Below are 22,945 nucleotides of genomic sequence, written 5' to 3' on the forward strand. Positions count from 1 at the left end.
CCATATGTATAGAATCGGTGTGGTGGGGCCGCCTCCATCTGTGGAGCGGATTTTGGCAGTTGCGAATGAGTTTGAGCACGGCATCGAATTTGTCCCATTCGTGTATGAGGATGCCAAATCGGTGAGCAGTATCGTATCTGAACATAGCCGCGAGTTCAACGGCTGGTTTTTCTCAGGGCCGATCCCGTATACCATTGCCAAAAATGTGTTGAGCCCGGAAGCCAACATCGTGTATTGCCCGCCGACAGGGTCCAATCTGTACCGTTGCTTTATCCAAATGTCGGTGGATCGCAATGAGATCGTGAAGCGGGTATCCGTCGACATGATTGAGTCGGAAGGCATTTACTTGCAGGAGTCGCTAGGCGAGCTGGATATTCCTGACGAGGACAAGCATTTGATGACCTATGACGAAAATTACGATGCGCAAAAGATCACGCAGTTTCACCTCGACCTTTGGCGGGCAGGGAAAACCCAGGGCGCCTTTACGACGCTTTTTTCCGTAGAACGTGCGCTGCAAAAGGAAGGCATCCCTGTCTATCGTGTGCTGATGACCAAAATGGAGATCCGCCAAGCGATGAAAATCGTGATCGAAAAGGCGAAAAGCTCGTATTTTAAAGATACGCAGATCGGCGTAGAAATCATCGAGCTGGAGCAGATGGACAAGATCGCAGAGCGAGCCAAGACGAGATTTCACCTCCAGCATTTGGAGCTGAAGATCAGGCAGATTCTGCTGCTTTTGTGTGAGAAGCTGGACGGGTCGCTTTTGGCGAACGGAAATGGTCGTTATCAGATTTTTAGTACGCGCGGTGCGATCCAACGGGAAATCGACATCCTCCGTAATACCGTGCAACAGCTGTCGCTAGAAGCAGATGTCCCGGTTGCTGTCGGGGTAGGCTTTGGGGAGACGGCCTTTTCAGCGGAAAACAATGCGCGAAAAGCGATTCAGCACGCGAAAGAACGACCGGAGTTCGGGATCGTCATCGTTCAGGATGATGGCGTCATTGTGGAGTCGGTCGGCGAGTCCGACCAGTTGAGCTACTCCTATCGTTCCAATGACAAGGACCTCCTGGAAAAGCTGAACAAAGCCAATGTCAGTGTGAAAACCTATCACAAGATTGAAGCACTGGTGCAGAGGATGGGCTGGACGACCTTTACGACTACAGATATCGCTACGTATTTGTCGATGACGATGCGCAACGCCCAGCGAATCATGGGGAGCTTGTGCGAGTATGATCTGGCTGAGCTAAAAGGAGAAGAGCAGCAAGCGATGCGGGGTAGGCCGAAGAAAATGTATAGGCTGAAAAAGTGAGGAAACACTCGATTCTATCGGGTGTTTTTTTGTATAGCAACATGGCCATAGTGAGGAGAAGCAGATTTCCGATCTGCGCTCCGGTCTTTACCCACCGAACACAAGCTATCGCTCGCGTTCGGCGGGGCCCCGTTTACACCCTGCGAGCTTTTGCGGATTCTAGCCACCTGTTTTGGATGTTAATCATGGGGAAAGCTAATTCTCTCATCCCGCGCTTTTCTTAAATCAAAATGTAAGTGGAAGCTTTTGTATTTTGCAAGAAGTCAAACAATTGTATTGAAAAATATTAAATCAAGCTATATAATCCAATTAAGCGAAATTGTCTTTTTATATTCGTATAATGCGAAATCGTCGACATCATGTGAAAGGAGTACATGCTTACCAAAAGCTGAGTCTAAATTGAAAGGGCTTTCAATTTGGCAGTATCAAGACTGATCAATCACTCAGTGTCACTTACAAAAAGAGAATAGATTCAAGAAATACAGCCCAAGGGGGATTGCTCTATGAGTGCGCAACCAGTAAACATGAACCAACATGAGCAACAGTCAGGTGGAGTCGGACTAATCAAATGGGTAGAACGTGTAGGGAACAAGCTGCCGAATCCATTTATGCTCTTCCTTTACTTGATTGCTATTTTGATGGTGATCACCGCGCTATTGTCGTTTTTTCATGTAACGGCGATTGATCCGATTAAAAATGAGGAAGTTGCAGTCAAAAACCTGCTGAGCCAAGAGGGACTTCAATGGCTGCTTCCCAATATCATTAAAAACTTCTCTGGATTCTTGCCGCTTGGCTCGATTTTGACTCTGATGCTCGGGGTTGGGCTTGCTGAGAAGGTTGGTCTTTTGGAAGCGGTTATCCGCAAAATGTCTTTGCGAGTGAGTGCCCGGTATGCGAGTTATCTGGTAGCGTTCATCGCGTTTTTCAGCCACGTTTCCTCTGATGCAGCATTCGTTATTATGCCGCCACTGGGAGCTTTGATCTTCCTGGCTGTTGGCCGTCACCCGGTAGCCGGTTTGCTCGCTGCGATCGCAGGGGTTGGTTCCGGTTTTTCCGCGAACATCCTGATTGTGACCACCGACGTGTTGCTCTCCGGTATCAGCTCAGAGATTTCCAAGTCCGTTGATCCGAATGTAACCGTCAGCGTTTTGGACAACTGGTTCTTCATGTCCGCTTCTGTTATTTTGCTGTCCGCGGCTATCGGTTTCATCACAGACAAGTTTGTCGAACCAAAGCTGGGTGTCTACAAAGGTGAAAAAGGTAAAGGACTTCAAGACTTGTCCGATTTGCAAAAGAAAGGCCTGCGTGCAGCTGGTATCGCAGCACTGGTTTTCATCGCAATCATGGCAGCGTTGGTTGTACCTGCAAACGGTCTGCTCCGCGATCCTAAGCTGGGTACTGTCGTTCCTTCTCCGTTCATCTCTGGGATTGTGCCTGTCATTCTGTTGTTTTTCTTCACCGTAGCGATCACCTATGGTATCCGGGTAGGCATGATCAAAAAGCAAAATGACATTCCTGCATTGCTGACAGATCCAATCAAGGGCATGGCTGGCTTCATCGTCATGGTGTTCCCGCTGTCGCAATTCGTGGCGATGTTCAACTGGAGCAACATGGGTAGCTTCCTGGCATTGTCTATTACAGACGTGCTGGAGAAAATGAACATGACCGGTGCACCTGTCTTTATTGGTCTGATGTTTTTGTCCGCGTTCCTCTGCATGTTTATCGCCAGTGGTTCTGCGATCTGGTCACTGCTTGCGCCGGTGTTCGTTCCGATGTTCATGGCTTTGGGCTTCCACCCTGCTTTCGCGCAAATTGCATTCCGGGTAGCCGACTCTTCCGTGATTCCGTTCGCGATCGTGTCGCCGTTTATCCCGCTGTTCCTGGGCTTCTTGCAGGAATACAAAAAAGACGCCAAGCTGGGTACCTATTATTCCTTGATTTTGCCTTACCCGATCGCGATCTTCATCCTTTGGACTTTGATGCTGATCGTATGGTATTTCGTAGGTTTGCCTATCGGACCTGGGGTATATCCTCATCTCTAAGCTTGAGATTTGCCCCGGAGATAACAGGAGGTATAAAAGATGTTAGATCTGGTTTCACTGCGAAGAGATTTTCACATGCACCCGGAAGTTGGTTTTACTGAATTTCGCACTGCTACAAAAGTCGTGGAAATTTTGACTTCCCTCGGCTATGAAGTGATTTATGGACAAGACGCGCTGGACGGGCCTTCTCGCAGAGGCCTGCCCGCGCAGGCAGTGTTGGAGGAAGCTTACGAGCGTGCCCTGCGCGATGGTGCGAACCCCGCTATTGCCGAAAAAATGCGTGGCGGCTTCACCGCTGTGATCGGTGTGAAAAAAGGGAAAGCAGATGGCCCAACGGTCGCTTTCCGCTTCGATATGGATGCTTTGCCCGTATTGGAGAGCAAAGACGCGGACCATTTTCCGCAGGCAAACGGCTTCCGCTCGCAATACGAAGGAAACATGCACGCTTGTGCCCATGATGGACATACCACCATTGGTTTGGGACTGGCGGAAAAGCTCGCAGATGGCAACTTTTCCGGTACTGTCAAACTGATTTTCCAACCAGCCGAGGAGGGCGTGCGTGGCGCCTACTCGATCGTACAAAAAGGAATTGTAGATGACGTAGACTTTATCTTCTGTCACCATCTGGGCGTAAATGTGCCACTGGGTGAAGTGCATGGCGGCTCACACGGCCTATTGGCAACGACCAAAATGCTGGCACACTTCCATGGCGTATCCTCCCATGCCGGAGCATCTCCTGAGCACGGGAAAAATGCCCTGTTGGGAGCAGCCACTGCTTTGCTTAACATTCATGCGATCACACGTTTTAGCTCAGCTGCCACACGAGTCAATGTGGGTGTGCTGGAAGGCGGAACTGCGGCAAATATTATTCCAGCCTACGCGAAGATGATCGTCGAGACTCGCTCCGAGTCAGAGGATGTCAACGCAGAGGTGGAAAAACGCGTACGCAACATCATCGCTAGTGCTGCGGCGATGCATGAGCTGGACCATGAAATTGAAGTCATCGGGGGAGCCATTCCGATCAACTACGATGATGAAATGGCGGATCTGGCACTGGAAGAGGCTAGACAAGTCGAAGGGTTCCACTCCTTTAAAAAAGGCGAGCACAACGCGATGGGCAGTGAGGATGCAAGCTTCCTGATCAAGCGAGTTCAAGATCGCGGAGGCAAAGGAACCTACATGTCGATTGGGACAGATATTCCTGCTCCTCACCATCATCCGAAGTTCGATATCCAGGAAGAGATTCTTCCGCGCGCTGTCGAGCTGCTCACTCGTATTGCGAAACGGCTTCTTACGTAAAGAAACCTTTCTATTAGACACACTCGCCAAACCTTACAGTAAATAGAGAGGATGTTTCTACATGCATACACAACGGATTGCAGACATGATCGAAAGCAAAAGAGAGTCGTTTATCAAAGTTGCGGACCGCATTTGGGAATTTGCGGAGACGCGCTTTGAAGAGTACCAATCGGCTGAACTGCTCGCGAGCACCCTGGAGAGCGAAGGGTTTACCGTAGAGAGAGGCGTCGGCGGGATCAAGACGGCTTTTATCGGAAGCTTCGGAAGCGGCAGCCCGGTTGTGGCGATTTTGGGAGAATTCGATGCCCTCTCCGGCATGAGCCAAAAGAAAGGGATTGCCAAGCAGGAAGCCGAGGTGCCAGGAGCAAACGGACACGGCTGCGGGCACAACCTCCTCGGTACAGCTTCCCTGGCAGCTGCCGTAGCGGTCAAGCAATACATGGAAGAAAACAACATCAAAGGTACTGTCCGCTACTATGGCTGCCCAGGTGAAGAGGGCGGCTCGGGCAAGACTTTCATGGCGCGTGCCGGATTGTTTGACGATGTAGACTTTGCCCTTTGCTGGCATCCGATGGGCTACAACAGCATCATGGCGATGGACTCCTTGGCGAACTATCAGGTCTACTTCAAGTTCAAAGGGAAAAGCTCCCATGCGGCAGCAAGCCCACATCTCGGACGCAGCGCTTTGGATGCGGTCGAACTGATGAACGTCGGTGTGAACTACCTGCGCGAGCATATTATTCCGGAAGCACGCGTGCACTATGCGATCACGAATTCGGGCGGACTTTCTCCAAACGTTGTGCAGCCGAATGCGGAAGTGCTCTACCTGGTGCGCGCACCAATCGTCGATCAAGTACAGGAGATCTACGAGCGGGTATGCAAAATCGCTCAGGGTGCAGCCCTCATGACCGAAACCGAAGTGGAAATCGTGTTCGACAAGGCCTGCTCCAACCTGATTCAAAACAAGACCGTGGAACAGGTCATGTACCGCAACTTCCAAGAGCTCGGTGTTCCGGTTCACGATGAGCAGGAGCTGGAGCTGGCAAAAGCGGTGCGTGCTACTTTGAGCGAACAAGAGCACCGCACTTCTGAAGTGCAAACACCAGGGGGCCCTGACGTGGATATGGTGACCTGGCTGAACGAGTACGATGGAACCAAACGTCCATTGAACGGCTCTACAGACGTAGGGGACGTGAGCTGGATCACGCCAACTGCCCAATGCACGACAGCTTGCTATATCAACGGCTCCTCGCTTCACTCCTGGCAGTGGGTCACGCTGGGTGCGACATCCATCGCGCATAAAGGGATGCTGCATGCAGGGAAGGTCATGGCGTCCACAGCGATTGACATGCTGAACAATCCTGAGCTGATTGAAAAAGCAAAAGCGGAGCTGAAAGATCGCATGGGCAACTCCGCATATGTGAATCCGATTCCAGAAGGCGTCATGCCATCTGTCAAGAAATAAGCGCTTCTAGTCAACAAAACAGCAAGCTCTTCCCAAGCCGGCGGTTCCGAATGAATGGAATCGTCGGCTTTTTCTGTCCCAATATAGCAGAGGCAGGGAGAAGCAGGTTACTGCTCTGCGCTCCAGCCTGACCCATGATCAATTTTACACATCTTCCACACGCCATCCATTCAGACTTAACATGGCTCTGCTAGAGTGAGGGTATATTCGCAGGGAGAGGTGGCGTGGGAGGATGGACGTACGGATCGAACAGGCAGAGCGGGAGGATTTCTCCGAGATGATCCAGCTGGCGGATTTGACGCTGCCGGATCGAATGAACCTGCATGAATTGAAGAAGTACATCGAACTGTTTCCTGAGCTCATTTTCAAGGCAACACACGAAGGGCGCTTAATCGGCTTTGGCTGTGCGGGAATCGATATGTACCAGACGACGGGCTGGCTCCTATTCAGCAATGTGCACCAGGAGTATCAGGGAAGAGGCATCGGCAAGAAGCTGGTGGAAGCGCGTTTGCAGGCTCTGCGCCAACACCATACCCTTCAGTGTGTCCTCGTCACCGTCAGCGAAACGAATGTCAAATCCATCCGTGCCTTAGAAGCATTCGGCTTTGCACTCGCGAAAAAGGAAGAGGATTACTATGGGACCGGCAAGCAGCGCAATATTATGGAGCTGCCGTTGCTAGCCATGCCAAAGCTTGCGGATAAAGAGGCGGGAGTGGCTGCGAACCCATTATTGTAAAAATGGAGAAGGAAAACGTTGCCATTAAGGCGGGTGTGTCGTTCGCCGATACTCCGTTCGACGGTGCATAGTTTTGATATCGTAGTAGTAGGTTGGGACGGTTTTACCACGGAGAAGGCCTGTGTGAAAGGAAATCACACAGGCCTTTTTCTTTTGCTTACTGCCCGATGATCACACGCTCTTTCGGATGATGATAGCGAACGATCTGCTCTTTTCGCTTCAGGAACAGCAGCAGATTGATAATGCCGATCCGACCGATGACCATCATGAAGATCAAAATGATTTTTCCGCCAGGACCGATATGCGATGTGATCCCTGTCGACAGACCTGTCGTACCAAAGGCAGAACAGACCTCGAACAGGACGTGCTGGAAGGGCAGGTCCTCCAGCCAGACCAGCAGCATCACGGCGGTGAAGACGAGAATGATCGCCACGAAGAAGACCATGAACGAGCGCATGATGTCATCCTCCACGAGCTCTCTCCCGAACACCTTCACGTCTTTAAACCCGCGCATATTGGCGAATACCGTTGCGATCAGGACAAAAAAGGTGGTTGTCCGAATCCCGCCGCCCACGCTGCTTGGCGATGCTCCGATGAACATCATCCCGGACAGCATGATCAGCGTAGGGGTGGAGAGCAGGCTGATGTCCATGGTAGCCAAGCCGCCGCTTCGCGAAGAGACAGAGTGGAACAAGGAGTAGAACAGAACCTGATCCCACGTCTGACCTTGTAAGAAGGCGGTGCGCTCAAATAGGTAAATGAGCAGAGCGCCAGCGACGATGAGGGAGAAGAAGGTCAGCGTCGTGATTTTGGTAAACAGGGTAAAGGTAAAGCGCTGCTTCGCCCGGCGATACGACAGGTAGCTTCTCAGCTCTACCAGCACCGGAAACCCAATCGCTCCGCAGATGATCAGAATCATGACGATCGCCTGAAAGATGTAGTCATGGGTAAAGTTCATCATGGAGTTGCCGTACAAATCAAAGCCGGCATTTGTAAAGGCGCTGACTGAAGCAAAATAGCCGTGGTAGAAAGCGGTGTACCAATCCGTGTAATAGCCGGCGATCAGAAAGTGAGTGCCCAGCAAAATCGTACCGACAATCTCAATCATGAGCGCGATGACGAGGATGTTGCGCATCAGATCGACCAGTCCGGACAACGTGGAGCGGTTGTGGTCGGTCGCGATCCAGATGCGCTGCTCAAGCCCGATTTTTTGCCCCAGCAGCAGCCAGAAAAAGGTCCCGAGTGTCATAATCCCGATCCCGCCCACTTGAAAGAGAAGCGTCAAAAACAGCTGGCCCCATTCGTTGAAGACCTCATGGACCGTGATGACCGTAAGCCCTGTCACGCTGATGGCGCTCGTGGCGGTGAAGAGCGAATCGATAAAGGAAAGCGAAGCTCCCGGGATATGAAAGAATGGCAGCATCAACAAAATCGTGGAAATGAGAATAAGTCCCACGTAAAAAAAGACAATGATCTGCACAGATGTCAAACGACGCTTTTGGGATGATGATAGCAAAACGAACGGCCCCCTGGTTCATACTCATAAGGGTAATCATACCAGAAAAAGCATGCAAGCCAAAATAGGTGGCAGGAAGACCTGCGCAGCTGTGGGATACAGGTAAAATCAGACGTTGACAATGCTGTGGGAAGAATGATAAAGTTCAGAATGTATCAAATTGGAAATGAACTACATTTTCTCGAAAGGTGGGGTTGTCATGATTTGGATGAATGTTTCTTGCACACAAAACTGCATACATGACGTAACCACACCTGATGGGCGAGTTGTGTAGATTTTTGTACGCATATGCACATATAGGCGTCGGTTACTTGTCTTCGTAACCGGCGCTTTTCTATTTACATAGAGGAAAAGGCAGATCGCTTACGGGCGTTCTGTCTTTTTTTTACAGATCGATCATGAGAGGAGCTGACAGCGGATGTTTTCCGTTTTGACGAAGCTGAATTGGTTTTTTCGCGAGCATAGAAAGCAGTATATAATCGCGATTTCACTGTTGATATTGGGAGGGATCCTCGAGGTTGTTCCGCCCAAGATCGTGGGAATCGCCATCGACGAGCTTCAGATGGGGACGATGACAGCAGAGCGATTGGGACAGATTGTGATGGGTTATGCAGCTCTAGCTGTCTTTCTTTATTTGGTGAACCTCGTCTGGGTGAACAAACTTTTCGGAGGTGCCTATCTGGCAGAGCGCTCGCTTCGCTCCAAGCTGATGACTCACTTTTTGAAAATGACCCCGACCTTTTACCAGAAAAATCGAACTGGAGACCTGATGGCACGGGCCACAAACGACCTCAAGGCGGTGTCGATGACGACCGGCTTCGGTATTTTGACGCTGGTGGACTCCGCGAGCTTTACCTCTGTCATCATTTTGACGATGGGCTTTTTCGTCAGCTGGAAGCTTACGCTGGCGTCCATTTTGCCGCTTCCATTCATGGCGTATGCGATTCATCGCTACGGGAAGAAGATTCACGAACGATTCTCACAGGCCCAGGATGCTTTCGGCGAGCTGAACGATCAAGTACTGGAGTCGGTTGCCGGCGTTCGTGTGGTTCGTGCCTATGTACAGGAGACGGCAGATGAAAAGCGCTTCCGTACGAAGACCAGAGAAGTCTATGAAAAAAACATCGCGGTAGCGAAAGTCGATTCCCTCATCGAGCCTACCGTCAAAATTTTGGTCGGCATCTGCTACATGATCGGATTGATTTACGGGGGATATCTCGTGTTTCATCAGGAGCTGACCCTGGGGGAGCTGATCTCCTTTAACGTCTACCTGGGGATGCTCATCTGGCCCATGTTTGCGATCGGCGAGCTGATCAACATCATGCAGCGGGGAAGTGCCTCGCTTGACCGGGTGAACGAGACCTTGGCGTATCCCGCGGACGTGACAGACCATGCACAGCCCGTTTCGCCACAAAGTCCGGAGACCATCTGCTTTGATCGCGTCACCTTCCGCTATCCTTCTGCGCATGTGGAGTCGCTCAGGGAAGTCTCCTTTACGCTGCAACGGGGGCAAACCCTGGGGATCGTGGGAAGGACCGGGAGCGGCAAGACGACGCTGGTGCGACAGCTGCTGCGAGAGTTTCCGCTCGGTACCGGGTCTATTTCGATTGCGGGAACGCCAGTGGAAAGAATACCGCTCGATCAGCTCAAGCGCTGGATTGGCTACGTCCCTCAGGAGCAGATCCTGTTCTCCAAAACGGTCCGGGAAAATGTGCTGCTCGGTAAAAAGGAAGGTACGGAGGAAGATCTGCAGGAGGCGCTGCGCTTGGCAGCCTTCGCAAAGGACGTGAAATTTTTGCAGGGTGGAGTAGAAACACTCGTCGGCGAAAGAGGAGTAGCACTGTCTGGCGGGCAAAAGCAGCGCGTATCGATCGCCCGAGCGCTGTTGGTTCAGCCTGAAATCCTGATTCTCGATGACGCCATGTCGGCGGTTGACGGAAAGACGGAGGCGGAGATGATCGCCAATATCCGCAGGGAACGCTCGGGTAAGACCACGCTGATTACGACACACCGTCTATCAGCGGTAAAGCATGCGGATCGGATTCTGGTGCTCGAAGACGGGAAAATCGTTGAGGAAGGCACACACGAGCAGCTGATCGAGCTGGGCGGGTGGTACAAGGAACAGTACGTGCTTCAACAGATGGAGGCACAACTGACGGAAGGCGAGTGATTGCATGACAACGGGAAAGCGACTATTTCGCTATGCGGCTTTATTTAAGAAAACGATCCTGCTTGGGCTGCTCATGCTGTCCATCGCGGTGGCGGCCGAGCTGAGCGGTCCCTTTTTGGCCAAAAAGATGATCGATACCCATATTCTCGGGATTGAGCTGCCTTGGTACGAGACTGCGCAGCGAGGGGATTCTGCCTTGTATCAGGGAAAATGGTACACACGCCAGGATCATTTGAGCGAGGGGGAAAAAGCGGGTGCGCAGGTGCGTGTCCTGCAGGTAGGCCGCGACTATTACTTCGTCGGACAGCCGATTGCAGAGGATGGTCAACGAGAGGTGCAAAATGGGAAGCTAACCATCAAAAGCAGCAGCAGGACAGCAGAATATCCCGCAAAAAGACTGACCAACTCCGAGGTTTTTGCGTTCTTTCGCCCGGAGACCAAAGGCTTGATTATGCTGGCAGCAGCGTACATGGGGCTGTTGATGCTGGCTTCTGTCTTTCATTATGGGCAGAAGTTCATGCTGCAAAAATCAGCGAACCAGGTCATCCAGAAGCTGCGCGTCGATGTGTTTGCGCATATTCAGCGACTGCCGATCACTTATTTCGACAACCTGCCGGCAGGAAAAGTGGTGGCCCGCGTCACCAATGATACAGAGGCAGTGCGTGAGTTGTTTACGAAAGTGCTCGATCAGTTTTTCAGCAGCAGCATTTATCTGATTGGGATTTTTACCGCCCTCTTCCTCCTTGATGTCAGACTGGCATCGGTCTGTCTCCTGCTTTTGCCGATCATGGTGGTCTGGGTCATCCTGTACCGCAGATACGCTGCGGCCTTTAATCACGCCATACGCAGCAGGCTTAGCGACATCAATGCAATGATCAACGAGTCCATTCAAGGGATGTCGATCATCCAGGCATTTCGCCGGGAGAAGGAGACCAAAGAGGAATTTAACGAGCTGAATGAAGAGATATTTTCCTACCAAAAAAAGCTGCAGCGACTCAATTCCATCACTTCTTTTAATCTCGTGCAGCTGCTGCGCAACACCGCTTTTATCCTGTTTATTTGGTATGTGGGCGGAGCATCGGCGGGAGTAGGCACGCTCTTCACATTCGGTGCCTTATACGCATTTGTCGATTATCTCAATCGTCTGTTTCAGCCGATCACACAAATCGTCAATCAATTGGCTTTGCTGGAGCAGGCGCGCGTTGCGGCAGAGCGGGTGTTTGAACTCTTGGACGAGGAAGGAATCGAGGTCGATCGTGGGAAAGCGGCGTGCTATCAGGGAAATGTCCGTTTTGACAACGTTTCGTTTGCCTATCAACCGAATCAGTACGTTCTAAAGCAGGTGTCCTTGGAAGCGTGGCCGGGAGAAACAGTCGCTCTGGTCGGTCATACCGGCTCAGGAAAAAGCTCGATCATTAATTTGCTGTTCCGGTTTTATGACGTCAACCAGGGCGCAGTAATGATCGACGGGCGCAACGTGATGGAAATGACGAAGCAGCAGGTACGCCAGCACATGGGAATCGTTTTGCAGGATCCGTTTTTGTTCACGGGGACGATCCTGTCCAACGTGACGTTGGGAGACCCTTCGATCTCACGGGAGAGGGCAGAAAAGGCATTGCGCGATGTCGGGGCAGATCAGCTGCTGCGGACGCTGCCAAATGGTTTTGACGAGCCGGTCATCGAAAAGGGAAGTACCTTGTCTGCCGGACAGCGCCAGCTTATTTCTTTTGCCCGTGCCCTTGCGTTTGACCCTGCGATTCTGGTACTGGACGAAGCCACGGCCAATATCGATACGGAGACGGAAGGGATCATTCAGCAGGCGCTGGAGGTGGTGAAAAAAGGCAGGACCACCTTCATCATTGCTCACCGGCTTTCCACGATCAAAAATGCGGATCAGATTCTTGTTCTGGATCGGGGAAGTATCGTAGAGCGAGGACGACATGAAGACCTGATGGCAAAACGCGGGAAGTATTTTCAAATGTATCAATTGCAGCAGGGAGAAAACGCGTCTACTGGCATGGCTTTGACGTCGCCATAAAGCGGGGAGCATGGCCAAAAACAGTCCTATAATATAGAAGAAAGCGGCCTTCCTCAGTAGTAGGGAAGGCCGCTTTTCGATTGAGTGCATGCAAATGCTCTTTTGGCTTTACATCACGAAGAAGAAAATGAGCGCAGCCAGCACGATTCGATACAGAGCAAATGGCACCAGCTTGATCTTGTTGATCAGCTTCAGGAAGAAACGAATCGCCAGCAAAGCAAAGATGAACGCGCTGATGAATCCGACGATAAAGAAGGGCAGTGTGTCCGCCGTGATGTACTGCCAGTGCTTCAGGAGCGACAGAAAGCTCGCGCCCGCCATGACAGGAACAGCCATGATAAACGTAAAGTCAGAGGCTGCGCGGTGACTCAGCCCCAGCATTACCCCACCGGAAATCGTAGAGCCGGAGCGGGAGAAGCCTGGCCACAGAGCAATACATTGAAACAGCCCGATGATGAGTGCTTGCTTGTACGTGATTTGGTCGACGCTCGCAGCTTTCGGCTTTCCAGGACGGAACCAGTCGGCAGCGATCATCAGGACAGCGCCGGCTACGAGTCCGATGAGAACGGTGTTGATGGAAAACAGATACTCATCGATGTAATCATTAAATAACAAACCGAGTACGGCAGCCGGCAGCAGTCCGACAAAGACCTGCGACAACCGAAGCTTGTGGCCTGGGCCATTGCCGTCCGGGGAGACTTTTTTGAGTCCGAGCAGACTGAGAAAACGATCTTTAAAGACGATCACAGCCGCTAAAATTGAGCCGAGCTGAATGACCACCTTGAAAGTATTCGCAACTTCCGGGGAAAACAGTTCTTTTGAATGCAAAAGGGTATCGTCGACGATAATCATGTGCCCAGTTGAAGAGACGGGCGCGAATTCTGTGAGGCCTTCTACAAGTCCCAACACAAACGCCACGAACATATGCCAAAGATCCATGGTTACTCACCTTTCCAAAAACGCCTCTCTCGTATGGCGCACGTTTTAATAGGAGTTGTCCCTCATCCACTTTAATACAAAAGACGTGAAATAGTAAGCCTTTCCTTGATGACTCGCAAACCACAAAGGAAGATACGAATGACCGCGAGCAAAGGGTACGGGTAGGAAGAAAAAAAGATCAGCCAGGAAAGTAACTACTCAACTCATGTTCAGGAAGGTATGATGAGAGTAGGAAGTCTATCTCACATTGCATACAAAGGAGAAGAGCGCATGCCCCAACTAATCGTAAGAGGAATCCAGGCAGAAAAATTGGCGGCCATCAGTGAACCACTCCTCGAGGAGCTGGCCGTTCTTTGCGGATGCGGCACGGATAATTTCACGATAGAATGCTTGCATACGACCGGCGTATTTGGCGGAAAAGTGGTAGAATCTTATCCCTTTATCGAGGTAGCCTGGTTTGAGCGCGGGCAGGAGACACGTGATCAGTTCGCTGAAATTGTGACCAAGTACATACTATCCCTCGACATACCTGAGGTGGAAATGGCATTTATCACGTACCAAAAGGAAAGCTACTACGCGAACGGGAAACATTTTTAGACAGATTTCCCGGGAAAGATTTTTTGTTTTCGACAGGAGCAAATGGGCCAGTCCATTCTTGATGAAGAATGGACTGGTTTTTGGTGGCAGGAGGAGCAGTTATGGCTAGGTAGTAAGGGCGGCTCTTTTTGAGTAAAGGGTAGAAAGGGATTATCTATTTTTATACCAAATAGACTATAATAAGAGTGAATGAAATGAATGAACGTAAATCCAAACTTAGAGGAGATTTAGGAAGTGAAGGAAACGAAGAAAACGATTGCCTTGCAATTAGCGGAAGAACTTTCACAAAGAATCGCACGAGGTATTCTCAGCCCAAACGAACATTTGGTGGAAACCAAGCTCGCCGAAGAATTTAACACGAGTAGAGCTCCTGTCCGCGAAGCGTTGTTGATGCTTGAAAAGGAAAGGCTCGTGACACGCGTTCCGCATCATGGGTTTGTTGTCAAAAAATTTCGCAAAATAGAAATCCACCAATTGTATGACGCTACGTTTCGATTGGAAGAAATCGCGATGGCCAAGGCGGTTAAAAATGTGACGGATCGTGATATCCAAGAGCTGGAGGAGATCCTAGCAGCTCAATGGTCTGCCATTCAAAAAGAGGATGTTGTTGAATACTATTCTCTCAATGAAAAGTTTCACGAGACGATTTTTGCCATTGCAAACAATGAATTTCTGGCCGAAATGCATCATTCCATGCGCAGGTCTACTCGTCCATTAAGCGTGTTAAATATAGGCCAAGGAAAGAACATGTACTCGTCCTATGAAGAACACAGCCGTCAACTTGATGCTTTGAAAAAGCGGGATACGGAGGCAGGAATTCAAGCCATTCGCGATCAGGAAAGCCGTTCGTTGAAAACGCTCGACATAGTCTATCCTTCGTAGAGAAAAATCCGGCAGTAACAAACCGGATTTTTTTATACAGAAGACTGCGCCAAAGGCTTGGCGCAGGATACATGCGGGCGCAGCGGTCAAGCGTCGAGGAGCCACGCAAATCATTTCAACGGTTCAGTGTCAGAAAAGTTTATTTTTTTATACAACATTGTCGACAATATAGTATTCAATGATGTACAATGAGAAGGCAAAGAAGTCATCCGATTCTTTTCAAACTGACCACTATTATCTGTTAATTTCAAAAAGTTGAAATTAATTAATGATGAAGGGGTTTCACAAGGAAATGAAAGCGGATACAGATCGAAAAATCGACGGGAGGCTGAACGAACATGAAAAGTGAAAAGTTTGATCAAGGTTTGGAGATCCGCAGAGCAGTACTGGGAGCTGAGCATGTAGACCGCTCGCTGGCAAACGCTACGGATTTTGACATGCCCATGCAAGAACTCACCACAGAATGGTGCTGGGGAACATGCTGGTCACGCCCGGGTCTCTCTCGCAGAGATCGCAGCATGCTTAACCTTGCGATGCTGAGCGCTCTTGGCCGACCTGATGAACTAGCCTTGCACGTACGAGGAGCCATTACAAATGGTGTAACACCCGAAGAAATTACCGAAGTCTTTTATCAAGTAGCGGTTTATTGTGGTGTGCCTGCAGGTGTGGAAGCGTTTAAAGTCGGCAAGCGTGTTCTTGCTGAGTTGCAAAAATAAACATCAGGACACTACTTAAAACGAAAGAAGGTTGAGCAAATTGACAAAGCTGGGTTTTATCGGCTTGGGAAATATGGGGTTTCACATGGCGCGGAGGCTCCTCGAAAACGGGCATTCCGTAGCCGTACTCGATGCCAGGGAGGAAGCGTTGAAGCCGTTCCAGGCTTATCCGAATGCTGTCATCGCATCGACGCCAGCAGAAATCACCCAACTGGCGGATACGATTCTCGTAAGCTTGCCAAATCCGCAAGTAGCGAAAATCGTAGCCCTCGGAGAATATGGGCTGACCTCCGGAAGGCCCTTTCAAACCTACATTGATTTATCAACCACTGGCCCCGAAGCTGCTCAACAAATTGCTGCTGCACTTACCGAACGCGGCGTTGCCTGCTTGGATGCTCCTGTCAGTGGTGGTGTGCCGGGCGCTGAAAAGGGCACCTTGTCCATTATGGTGGCAGGACCCAAAGAAGCCTATGATGCCAATCTCCCTGTGCTTGAAATCATTGGAAACAAAACCTTTTATGTGGGACCTGAGGCAGGCCAGGCACAAACGCTCAAAATATCCAATAATTACCTGTCCGCCGTAGCCTTGATTGCGACCTCGGAAGCCATGGTATTAGGAGTGAAGGCTGGCCTCGATCCGCAAACGATGCTGGATGTATTCAATGTCAGCAGTGGCCGCAACAGCGCCACACTGGATAAGTTCCCGGTTGCTGTGCTGAACCGCAATTTTGATTACGGTTTCAAATCCGGTCTCATGTACAAAGATGTTGCGTTGTGCATGCACGAAGCGGACCGCTTAGGGGCCACGATGTGGATTGGAAGCAACGTAAAGGAATTTTTTAAACTGACAAAGGAACATCTCGGGGCCGATTCAGATACAACCGAAGTCGTCCGGCTATTCGAGGAGTGGGCCAAAGTCCGAGTGGAAGCGAGCGAGGAGAGATTGATATGAACGAAAAACTAACTCCCCATCAAGCCGCCATCAAAGAAGCTTTTATCAAGGAGCGAGGATACTGGTCAACGGAGATTTGGGAGGATGTGCTACATCTTGATCCCGACTTTCTCAAAGCCTACCTGAAATTTTCAGCGGTGCCCTTCCAAAAAAATCACAGTCACATTGATTTGAAGACAAAAGAATTGATTTACATTGCCTTCGATGTGGCAGCAACACATATGTATCAGCCGGGAACACGGCAGCATATGGAAAATGCACTGGGCTACGGAGCAACTCCCGAGGAAATCATGGAAGTGATCGAGTTGGCCAGCGTTCTCGGGATTCACACAGCAACAGTGGCTTCCCCGATTCTCATGGAAGTGCTCGCAGAGAATGGCACGCCCGTTGATGCGGAATTGACCCCTCGCCAAAAGGGACTCAAGCAGGTATTTATCGATGAAAGAGGCTATTGGTCCGAAATGTGGGATAGCGTATTGCTGCTTGATCCTGACTTTTTCGAGGCGTATCTGGAGTTTTCCGGAGTTGCCTTCAAACACAATCATCTAGATCCGAAAATCAGAGAGTTCATTTGCCTGACAGTTGACGCTGCAGCCACGCATCTTTACGAACCGGGGATTCGGGTGCATATGCGCAACGCCCTCCAATACGGAGCCACGAAAGAAGAAATCATGGAGGTCCTCGAGCTTGCCAGCACTTTAGGGATCCATGCGGCAACAGTAAGTGTGCCGATCTTGTCTAGATTGGTGAACAAAGGCAACGAATAACACGGCAACCGCCTTTTGGGACTTAAAGCAGCGGGGATGAAATTCCATACACATCGTTTCATTCCCGGCTGCTCTTTTTCTCTAGCACAGAAAAGAGTAAGAAAATTTTGTATACGTAAAGGAGGATCGTTATGACATCTCAGGTGCAAAGCACGGTTGAGAAAAGCAAGATCGTCGAGAAGAGAAATGCGGCCATTAAGGGAGCGTTCTTTACCGAATTCGTGGATATGTTCGACATTTATTTACCGACCATCATCCTGACACCGGCGTTGAGCTACTTTCAGCCAGAGGAGCTGCCACAAGGCATGGCGGGTATCTTGACCTCACTCGTTTTCGTGACCACACTGCTCGGGCGACCACTGGGCGCAACCATCTTCGGGGCACTTGGAGACAAGATCGGCCGTCGGAAGGCTACTATCTCATCCGTACTCGGTTTCGGCATTATTACATTACTAATTGCCCTTCTACCTGGCTATAGTTCCATTGGTATTACTGCCTACTGGCTGCTTGTTTTGCTGCGCTTTCTCGATGGGGTATTTTTGGGCGGAGGCTACACAGGATCTCACCCTTTGGCTATGGAATACTCCGAGAAGCATCAGCGTGGTTTTGTAGGCGCTTTCATTTTGTCGGCGTTTCCGTTGGCCTACATCGTCATTAATTTGCTCGGTTTGGCAGCGTTTGCTTTAATCCCGCAAGCCGGACCAGATTCGCCGTACGCCGTATGGGGTTGGCGGATTCCGTTTGTGATTGGCGCATTGCTGGCATTTTGGCTGGCTGCGTACTATATTCGGAAGGTTCCTGAGTCCGAAACCTGGGAGAGTTCCAAGAAAGAAAAAAATTCGCTGGCGAGCATGTTCAGAGGAAAGACAGGACGAAGCTTCTTTCAAGTATTTATTATGATGACCGGATTTTGGCTGACGCAAAATATCGTCACCCTGATCCTTCCTACGACAGTCTTGCGCACCATCCTTGGATTGGATGGGATTCAGGTCACTCTGACATTGTTTATCAGCTACGCCGTTCTTTTCGGAAGCTACATCGCGGCAGGCGTGATCGGGCAAAAAATTGGTCGCCGCCGTTTCTTCCTGATCCTTGGTCCAGCCATCGTCCTTGTGGGCAGTGTCTTGCTTGCAATTATACTCAACGGAAAAGCGCTGCCGCTGCCTCTCATCATGCTGCTAGTCGTCTTGTTTTCAGTCATTGTCACGGCGCCGTGGGGTGTCATTGTCACGTATATCAATGAACGGTTTACAACCGAAGTGCGTGCTTCTGGATTCGGACTGGGCTTTAGTGCTTCTGTCGTTCTCCCGTCCTTCTACGCTTTCTACATGAACTGGCTGGGCGGGATCATGTCGTACAACTCGACGATTATCGCACTCCTGATCATTGGTGCGGTGATTGGAACGGTAGGTGCCTATCTCGGGCCGGAAACGAAAGATGTGGACTTTAACCAAGCGGAGTAAACAAGACGGAGAAGGAGGAAGGGATATGCTATCACAAACAGAGCGGTTCTACTTTGGCTCCTTTATTGACGGCCAGGAAGTAAAATCAGAGGAAAGCGCCGTCCTGGAGGTGCGCAATCCGTACAACAATCAGCTGATTGGGAAAATCAGCTGCGCAACGAAGGAGGATGTAGAACAGGCTATCACCGTCTCCCAGCGGGTGTTTCAAGAGACGATGAAGAAAATGCCTGCCTACCGCAGATCGGACATTTTGCGCAAGACGGCGGATTTGCTGGAGAGCAGGACGGAGTCTTTCGCAAACCTGCTCGTGCTGGAGACGGGCAAGCCGATACGCGAGGCTCGCGTGGAGGTAGACCGCGCCGTGCAAGTGCTGCGGTTCGCTTCCGAGGGAGCCAAGCAAATTCACGGGGAAGAAATCCAGCTGGACAGCGCCCATGGCGGGGAGAATCAGTTTGGGTTTACGAAAAGGTATCCGATTGGCGTCGTGGTGGCGATCACGCCGTTCAACTTCCCGCTCAATCTGGTCTTGCACAAGGTTGCCCCGGCGATTGCCGCCGGGAACACCATCGTGCTGAAGCCTGCCGAAAAAACGCCGCTGTCGCCTGTCATGCTGTACCAGCTGTTTATGGAAGCCGGGCTGCCGGCAGGGGCACTGAACATTGTGATGGGCCCGGGACAGGATTTGGCGGAGCCTCTGGTGAAAGATCCACGGGTAAAGCGCGTGACGTTCACGGGAAGCGGCCAGGTGGGCTGGAAGCTGAAGGAGCTGGCGGGCCATAAAAACGTCACGCTGGAGCTGGGCTCGAATGCGCCCAATCTTGTCTTCGAGGACGCCGACCTGGATGCTGCTGCCGCAGCCTTGGTTCGCGGAGGGGTCGTGACCTCGGGGCAGGCGTGCATTTCCGTGCAGAGAATTTACGTTCAGCGAAGTGTGTACCAGGCTCTGTTGAACAAATTGGTCGACGGCGTGCGTGCGCTGCGCGTCGGAAATCCGCTGGACGAGGCCACAGACGTCGGGCCGATGATCACGGAAGCAGCAGCGGCCCGCGCCGAGGAGTGGATTCGCGAAGCTGCCGAGCAGGGGGCAACAGTTCTGACCGGCGGGAAGCGCAGCGGGGCTTTGCTGGAGCCAGCTGTCCTGACGAATGTCTCCCATGAAATGAAAGTGGTTTGCCAGGAAATCTTCGCGCCAGTCTTCAGCGTTATTCCGTTCGACGAGGAAGCCGAAGCGATTGCGCAGGCGAACGCTTCAGATCTGGGACTGCATGCGGGTGTATTCACGAAAGACATCAGCCGCGCCCTGCGCGTGGCAGAGGCATTGGAAACGGGCGGCGTCTGGATCAACGACGCGTCCATCCGCCGCTACGACCACATTCCGTACGGAGGGGTCAAGCAGAGCGGAATCGGCAAAGAGGGCGTGGCTTATGCGATCGAGGAAATGACCGAGATCAAGTTTATCGGGATCAAGCTGTAGTAGACGCTTCTCTTTTGAACAAATGTTTCTTTTCTTCGGCATGTGTTCCCGGACACTGCCGATTTCTTTCGGTCAGAAGCAGGCATTGGCGGCAGAAAAAGTGGAGGGGTGAACAAACATGACAAAATCACATGAAGTCTATGCCATCAAGTATTCGACACGGGAAGCCGTCTGCAGCGATCATTTTTACGGAGCTGCCGATCCTCACGAGAACTATTCCATGCCTATGGATTACTACATTTGGCTGATCAAGGCGGGAGATCAGGTGATCGTCGTCGATACCGGCTTTAATGAAGCAGTAGCCGCAGAGCGCAAGCGCAACTTCCTGCGCTGCCCAGCAAGCGTCCTGGGCAAGCTGGGGGTCGACCCGGCGTCTGTCCCACTTGTGGTCATTACTCATATGCATTACGACCATTTGGGCAATCTGGACAAGTTTCCAAACGCCACCTTCGTGGTGCAGGAGGAAGAAATGGCGTTCTGGACGGGGAAGTACGCCTCCAAGCCGCACTTTCTCCACCATATTACCACCGACGATGTCGTTCACCTCGTCAAGGAGAACTTCAAAGGGAGAGTGCAGTTTGTCAATGGCAGCAAAGCGATCCTCCCAGGCGTAACGGTGCACAAGGCAGGCGGCCACTCCGCCGGCTTGCAGATCGTTGAGGTGCAGACGGAGAAGGGGACAGTCGTGCTCGCTTCCGACGCCACTCATTACTACAAGAATATCAATGAAGACCGCCCGTTTTGGGTCGTGACTCATCTGCCGCAAATGTACGATGCGTTCGAGCTGGTCAAATCGTTGGCGGATTCACCGGAGCTGATTATCCCGGGCCACGATCCGCTGGTGATGGAGCGGTTCCCGGCGGCTTCCGACGAGCTGGAGGGTATCGTAGTCCGGATCGCCTAAAGGGTGAAGTCAGAGGACCCTAGCTACGGGTGGCTGGCTTTCGGATTTTCACAGGAAGGAACGGAGGTGGCAAGAAGATGGCAAACAGCCTGCACATGTTCTCGCCCGAGTGGATGGAACAATTCCGCCAGGTCGTCAACGAAGACCGGGAGCTGTCCTGGATTGCGAGATGGATGACCTGCGATTTTGTCTGGCGGGTCGGAGAAGCGGTTTACTTGTTTCACGTCGTGGGCGGAAAGGTGATTTCGGTCGTGGCGCCTACCTGGAACGACAGCTGGGATTTTGCCATCGAGGGAACGGAGGAGGCCTGGAGCAAGTTTGCGCAGCCGCTTCCTCCCCCGATGTACTATGACCTGCTCGGGATGGTCACCCGATTGCCGGAATGCCGATTGACAGGAAACCGTTTGAAAGCGATGCAGCATATCCGCTCTCTGACGAGAATGATGTCGCTCGTACGCGAGGTTGGAGGGGAAACGAGATGAAGGACCCGGTGACAGGAAGATATGTAGAAATGACCGTGCAGGGCAAGCATTACCGTATCTATTACGAAAGCGCCGGTCAGGGAGTCCCACTCGTCTGCCTACACACGGCGGGGGCAGACTCCCGCCAGTATCAGGAGCTGCTGCGAAATCGGGAGCTGCTGTCCCGCTTTCAGGTGATCGCCTTTGACCTGCCGTTTCACGGGCGCTCGATGCCGCCGAAGGAATGGTGGCTGGAGCCATACCGGTTGACTACGGACCTGTACGTGGAGTTCATCATGACTTTTCTGCAAACGGCAGACATCGAGGAGCCACTCATGCTCGGATGCTCCATGGGAGGCAATATCACGCTTGAGCTGGCGTACCGCTTCCCCGAAAAGTTTCGGGGAGTGATTGCGCTGGAAGCGGCTGCCGCTACGGGTGGTCGTTTGAACGACTATTTGTTCCATCCGCAGATCAATGGCGGGGAAATGTGCGCAACAAATGTATACGGACTTATGGCCCCGCAAAGCCCGGAGCATCTGCGCAGAGATGTGTGGTGGATTTACAGCCAAGGAGCGCCTGGCGTGTACTACGGCGATATTTCCTTCTACAGCGAAGACTGGAATGCCACAGATCGGGTAGGGAAAATCGACACGAGCCAATGTCCGGTGTTCTTGTTTACCGGCGAGTACGATTACTCCTGCTCGCCGGAAATGTCACGCAGGACGGCCGCGCTGATTCCCGGAGCCGAATTTCACGTCATGAAAACGATGGGTCATTTCCCTATGAGCGAAAATCCGGATCTGCTAATGGAGTATCTGCGGCCCGTACTGGACAAGTTATGCTAGATACGAAAGTAGGAGTGAGAGAGATGTATATCGTTCACGTTTCCATTCTTGTAAAAGAACTGGCCATCGACGCTTTCAAGGAAGCGACCATGCAAAACGCTCAAAACAGCCTGCGAGAAGAAGGTGTCATACGTTTTGACGTGCTGCAGCAGCAGGATGATCCGACCCGCTTTCTGCTGACCGAGGTGTATCGCACGAAGGACGACCAAGCAAAGCATCGCACCACTGATCATTTTCACAAGTGGAAGGCAGACGTAGCAGAGCTGATCGCAGAGCCGTATACGATTGTGACCTTTGATGCGGTAGTCCCTGACGAAACCAGGGAGAAATAGTCAGAGACCCCTGATGAGCACGTAATGGCTCTTCA

General features: G+C 51.4%; 20 protein-coding genes. 18 read left to right on the forward strand and 2 right to left on the reverse strand.

Going from position 1 to position 22,945, the window contains the following annotated elements; translation table 11 throughout:
* The first annotated feature begins 4 nt into the window (after positions 1-4).
* From ACLIN2_RS04400 to ACLIN2_RS04420, 5 genes are all read left to right on the forward strand, one after another.
* Positions 5-1,309 carry a hypothetical protein gene (locus tag ACLIN2_RS04400; RefSeq protein WP_092267210.1) on the forward strand — a complete coding sequence of 435 codons (1,305 nt, stop codon included), beginning with the start codon at positions 5-7 and terminating at the stop codon, positions 1,307-1,309.
* A gap of 524 nt (positions 1,310-1,833) precedes the next feature.
* Complete coding sequence (locus tag ACLIN2_RS04405) at positions 1,834-3,351, forward strand: AbgT family transporter (RefSeq protein WP_170184331.1); 1,518 nt, start codon at positions 1,834-1,836, stop codon at positions 3,349-3,351.
* A gap of 39 nt (positions 3,352-3,390) precedes the next feature.
* Entirely contained in the window at positions 3,391-4,650 is a 1,260-nt protein-coding gene (locus ACLIN2_RS04410; RefSeq protein ID WP_411503318.1) for an amidohydrolase, read from the forward strand.
* 61 nt (positions 4,651-4,711) lie between these two features.
* Positions 4,712-6,115: a M20 family metallopeptidase gene (locus ACLIN2_RS04415; RefSeq protein WP_411503319.1), complete on the forward strand. Its 1,404-nt coding sequence runs from the start codon at positions 4,712-4,714 to the stop codon at positions 6,113-6,115.
* 232 nt (positions 6,116-6,347) lie between these two features.
* Entirely contained in the window at positions 6,348-6,851 is a 504-nt protein-coding gene (locus ACLIN2_RS04420; protein WP_411503320.1) for a GNAT family N-acetyltransferase, read from the forward strand.
* Positions 6,852-7,008: 157 nt separating this feature from the next.
* On the opposite strand, the gene ACLIN2_RS04425 is transcribed toward ACLIN2_RS04420, so the two are convergent.
* The gene (locus ACLIN2_RS04425) at positions 7,009-8,367 is read right to left on the reverse strand and encodes a TrkH family potassium uptake protein (RefSeq protein WP_411503321.1); all 1,359 of its coding nucleotides are present in this window, start codon (positions 8,365-8,367) and stop codon (positions 7,009-7,011) included.
* Between the two features lie 418 nt (positions 8,368-8,785).
* Here ACLIN2_RS04425 and ACLIN2_RS04430 point away from each other — a divergent pair, with 418 nt between their 5' ends.
* Both ACLIN2_RS04430 and ACLIN2_RS04435 read left to right on the forward strand, forming a co-directional pair.
* On the forward strand, positions 8,786-10,537 hold the full coding sequence (locus ACLIN2_RS04430; protein ID WP_411503322.1) for an ABC transporter ATP-binding protein: 1,752 nt from the start codon (positions 8,786-8,788) through the stop codon (positions 10,535-10,537).
* A 4-nt stretch (positions 10,538-10,541) separates the two neighbouring features.
* Positions 10,542-12,575 (forward strand): ABC transporter ATP-binding protein, encoded by a 2,034-nt coding sequence (locus ACLIN2_RS04435; protein ID WP_411503323.1) that lies wholly within the window; start codon positions 10,542-10,544, stop codon positions 12,573-12,575.
* Positions 12,576-12,683: 108 nt separating this feature from the next.
* Here the strand turns inward: ACLIN2_RS04435 and ACLIN2_RS04440 are convergent, their stop codons facing one another.
* Positions 12,684-13,514, reverse strand: coding sequence for an undecaprenyl-diphosphate phosphatase (locus ACLIN2_RS04440; RefSeq protein ID WP_122961616.1), 831 nt, complete (start codon positions 13,512-13,514; stop codon positions 12,684-12,686).
* Between the two features lie 270 nt (positions 13,515-13,784).
* Here ACLIN2_RS04440 and ACLIN2_RS04445 point away from each other — a divergent pair, with 270 nt between their 5' ends.
* From ACLIN2_RS04445 to ACLIN2_RS04495, 11 genes are all read left to right on the forward strand, one after another.
* Complete coding sequence (locus tag ACLIN2_RS04445) at positions 13,785-14,111, forward strand: DUF1904 family protein (RefSeq protein WP_092267182.1); 327 nt, start codon at positions 13,785-13,787, stop codon at positions 14,109-14,111.
* 234 nt (positions 14,112-14,345) lie between these two features.
* Positions 14,346-14,993, forward strand: a complete 648-nt coding sequence (locus ACLIN2_RS04450) for a GntR family transcriptional regulator (RefSeq protein ID WP_411503324.1) — start codon at positions 14,346-14,348, stop codon at positions 14,991-14,993.
* Between the two features lie 338 nt (positions 14,994-15,331).
* Entirely contained in the window at positions 15,332-15,709 is a 378-nt protein-coding gene (gene pcaC, locus ACLIN2_RS04455) for a 4-carboxymuconolactone decarboxylase (protein ID WP_092267179.1), read from the forward strand.
* Between the two features lie 40 nt (positions 15,710-15,749).
* Positions 15,750-16,661 (forward strand): NAD(P)-dependent oxidoreductase, encoded by a 912-nt coding sequence (locus ACLIN2_RS04460; RefSeq protein ID WP_411503325.1) that lies wholly within the window; start codon positions 15,750-15,752, stop codon positions 16,659-16,661.
* Positions 16,658-17,428 (forward strand): carboxymuconolactone decarboxylase family protein, encoded by a 771-nt coding sequence (locus tag ACLIN2_RS04465; RefSeq protein ID WP_411503326.1) that lies wholly within the window; start codon positions 16,658-16,660, stop codon positions 17,426-17,428. Before ACLIN2_RS04460 ends, ACLIN2_RS04465 begins: the two co-directional genes overlap by 4 nt.
* Positions 17,429-17,559: 131 nt before the next feature.
* Positions 17,560-18,891 carry an MFS transporter gene (locus tag ACLIN2_RS04470; protein ID WP_411503327.1) on the forward strand — a complete coding sequence of 444 codons (1,332 nt, stop codon included), beginning with the start codon at positions 17,560-17,562 and terminating at the stop codon, positions 18,889-18,891.
* Between the two features lie 25 nt (positions 18,892-18,916).
* The gene (locus ACLIN2_RS04475) at positions 18,917-20,365 is read left to right on the forward strand and encodes an aldehyde dehydrogenase family protein (protein ID WP_122961618.1); all 1,449 of its coding nucleotides are present in this window, start codon (positions 18,917-18,919) and stop codon (positions 20,363-20,365) included.
* 118 nt (positions 20,366-20,483) lie between these two features.
* Positions 20,484-21,269, forward strand: coding sequence for an N-acyl homoserine lactonase family protein (locus ACLIN2_RS04480; RefSeq protein ID WP_411503328.1), 786 nt, complete (start codon positions 20,484-20,486; stop codon positions 21,267-21,269).
* 77 nt (positions 21,270-21,346) lie between these two features.
* Complete coding sequence (locus ACLIN2_RS04485; RefSeq protein WP_122961620.1) at positions 21,347-21,751, forward strand: hypothetical protein; 405 nt, start codon at positions 21,347-21,349, stop codon at positions 21,749-21,751.
* On the forward strand, positions 21,748-22,578 hold the full coding sequence (locus ACLIN2_RS04490) for an alpha/beta fold hydrolase (protein ID WP_122961621.1): 831 nt from the start codon (positions 21,748-21,750) through the stop codon (positions 22,576-22,578). The genes ACLIN2_RS04485 and ACLIN2_RS04490 overlap by 4 nt, the downstream gene beginning before the upstream one ends.
* Positions 22,579-22,601: 23 nt before the next feature.
* Positions 22,602-22,910, forward strand: coding sequence for a putative quinol monooxygenase (locus ACLIN2_RS04495; RefSeq protein ID WP_411503329.1), 309 nt, complete (start codon positions 22,602-22,604; stop codon positions 22,908-22,910).
* The last annotated feature ends 35 nt before the right edge of the window (positions 22,911-22,945 follow it).

The organism is Brevibacillus centrosporus (assembly GCF_046622605.1).
Lineage (GTDB): Bacteria > Bacillota > Bacilli > Brevibacillales > Brevibacillaceae > Brevibacillus > Brevibacillus centrosporus.

Bases quoted from the DNA above. Each gene is read 5' to 3' on its own strand.
- ACLIN2_RS04475 (WP_122961618.1), top strand. From the start codon at position 18,917: ATGCTATCACAAACAGAGCGGTTCTACTTTGGCTCCTTTATTGACGGC.
- ACLIN2_RS04410 (WP_411503318.1), top strand. From the start codon at position 3,391: ATGTTAGATCTGGTTTCACTGCGAAGAGATTTTCACATGCACCCGGAA.
- ACLIN2_RS04430 (WP_411503322.1), top strand. From the start codon at position 8,786: ATGTTTTCCGTTTTGACGAAGCTGAATTGGTTTTTTCGCGAGCATAGA.
- ACLIN2_RS04485 (WP_122961620.1), top strand. From the start codon at position 21,347: ATGGCAAACAGCCTGCACATGTTCTCGCCCGAGTGGATGGAACAATTC.
- ACLIN2_RS04470 (WP_411503327.1), top strand. From the start codon at position 17,560: ATGACATCTCAGGTGCAAAGCACGGTTGAGAAAAGCAAGATCGTCGAG.
- ACLIN2_RS04405 (WP_170184331.1), top strand. From the start codon at position 1,834: ATGAACCAACATGAGCAACAGTCAGGTGGAGTCGGACTAATCAAATGG.
- ACLIN2_RS04490 (WP_122961621.1), top strand. From the start codon at position 21,748: ATGAAGGACCCGGTGACAGGAAGATATGTAGAAATGACCGTGCAGGGC.
- pcaC (WP_092267179.1), top strand. From the start codon at position 15,332: ATGAAAAGTGAAAAGTTTGATCAAGGTTTGGAGATCCGCAGAGCAGTA.
- ACLIN2_RS04415 (WP_411503319.1), top strand. From the start codon at position 4,712: ATGCATACACAACGGATTGCAGACATGATCGAAAGCAAAAGAGAGTCG.
- ACLIN2_RS04495 (WP_411503329.1), top strand. From the start codon at position 22,602: ATGTATATCGTTCACGTTTCCATTCTTGTAAAAGAACTGGCCATCGAC.
- ACLIN2_RS04480 (WP_411503328.1), top strand. From the start codon at position 20,484: ATGACAAAATCACATGAAGTCTATGCCATCAAGTATTCGACACGGGAA.
- ACLIN2_RS04435 (WP_411503323.1), top strand. From the start codon at position 10,542: ATGACAACGGGAAAGCGACTATTTCGCTATGCGGCTTTATTTAAGAAA.
- ACLIN2_RS04440 (WP_122961616.1), bottom strand. From the start codon at position 13,514: ATGGATCTTTGGCATATGTTCGTGGCGTTTGTGTTGGGACTTGTAGAA.
- ACLIN2_RS04400 (WP_092267210.1), top strand. From the start codon at position 5: ATGTATAGAATCGGTGTGGTGGGGCCGCCTCCATCTGTGGAGCGGATT.
- ACLIN2_RS04445 (WP_092267182.1), top strand. From the start codon at position 13,785: ATGCCCCAACTAATCGTAAGAGGAATCCAGGCAGAAAAATTGGCGGCC.
- ACLIN2_RS04420 (WP_411503320.1), top strand. From the start codon at position 6,348: ATGGACGTACGGATCGAACAGGCAGAGCGGGAGGATTTCTCCGAGATG.
- ACLIN2_RS04465 (WP_411503326.1), top strand. From the start codon at position 16,658: ATGAACGAAAAACTAACTCCCCATCAAGCCGCCATCAAAGAAGCTTTT.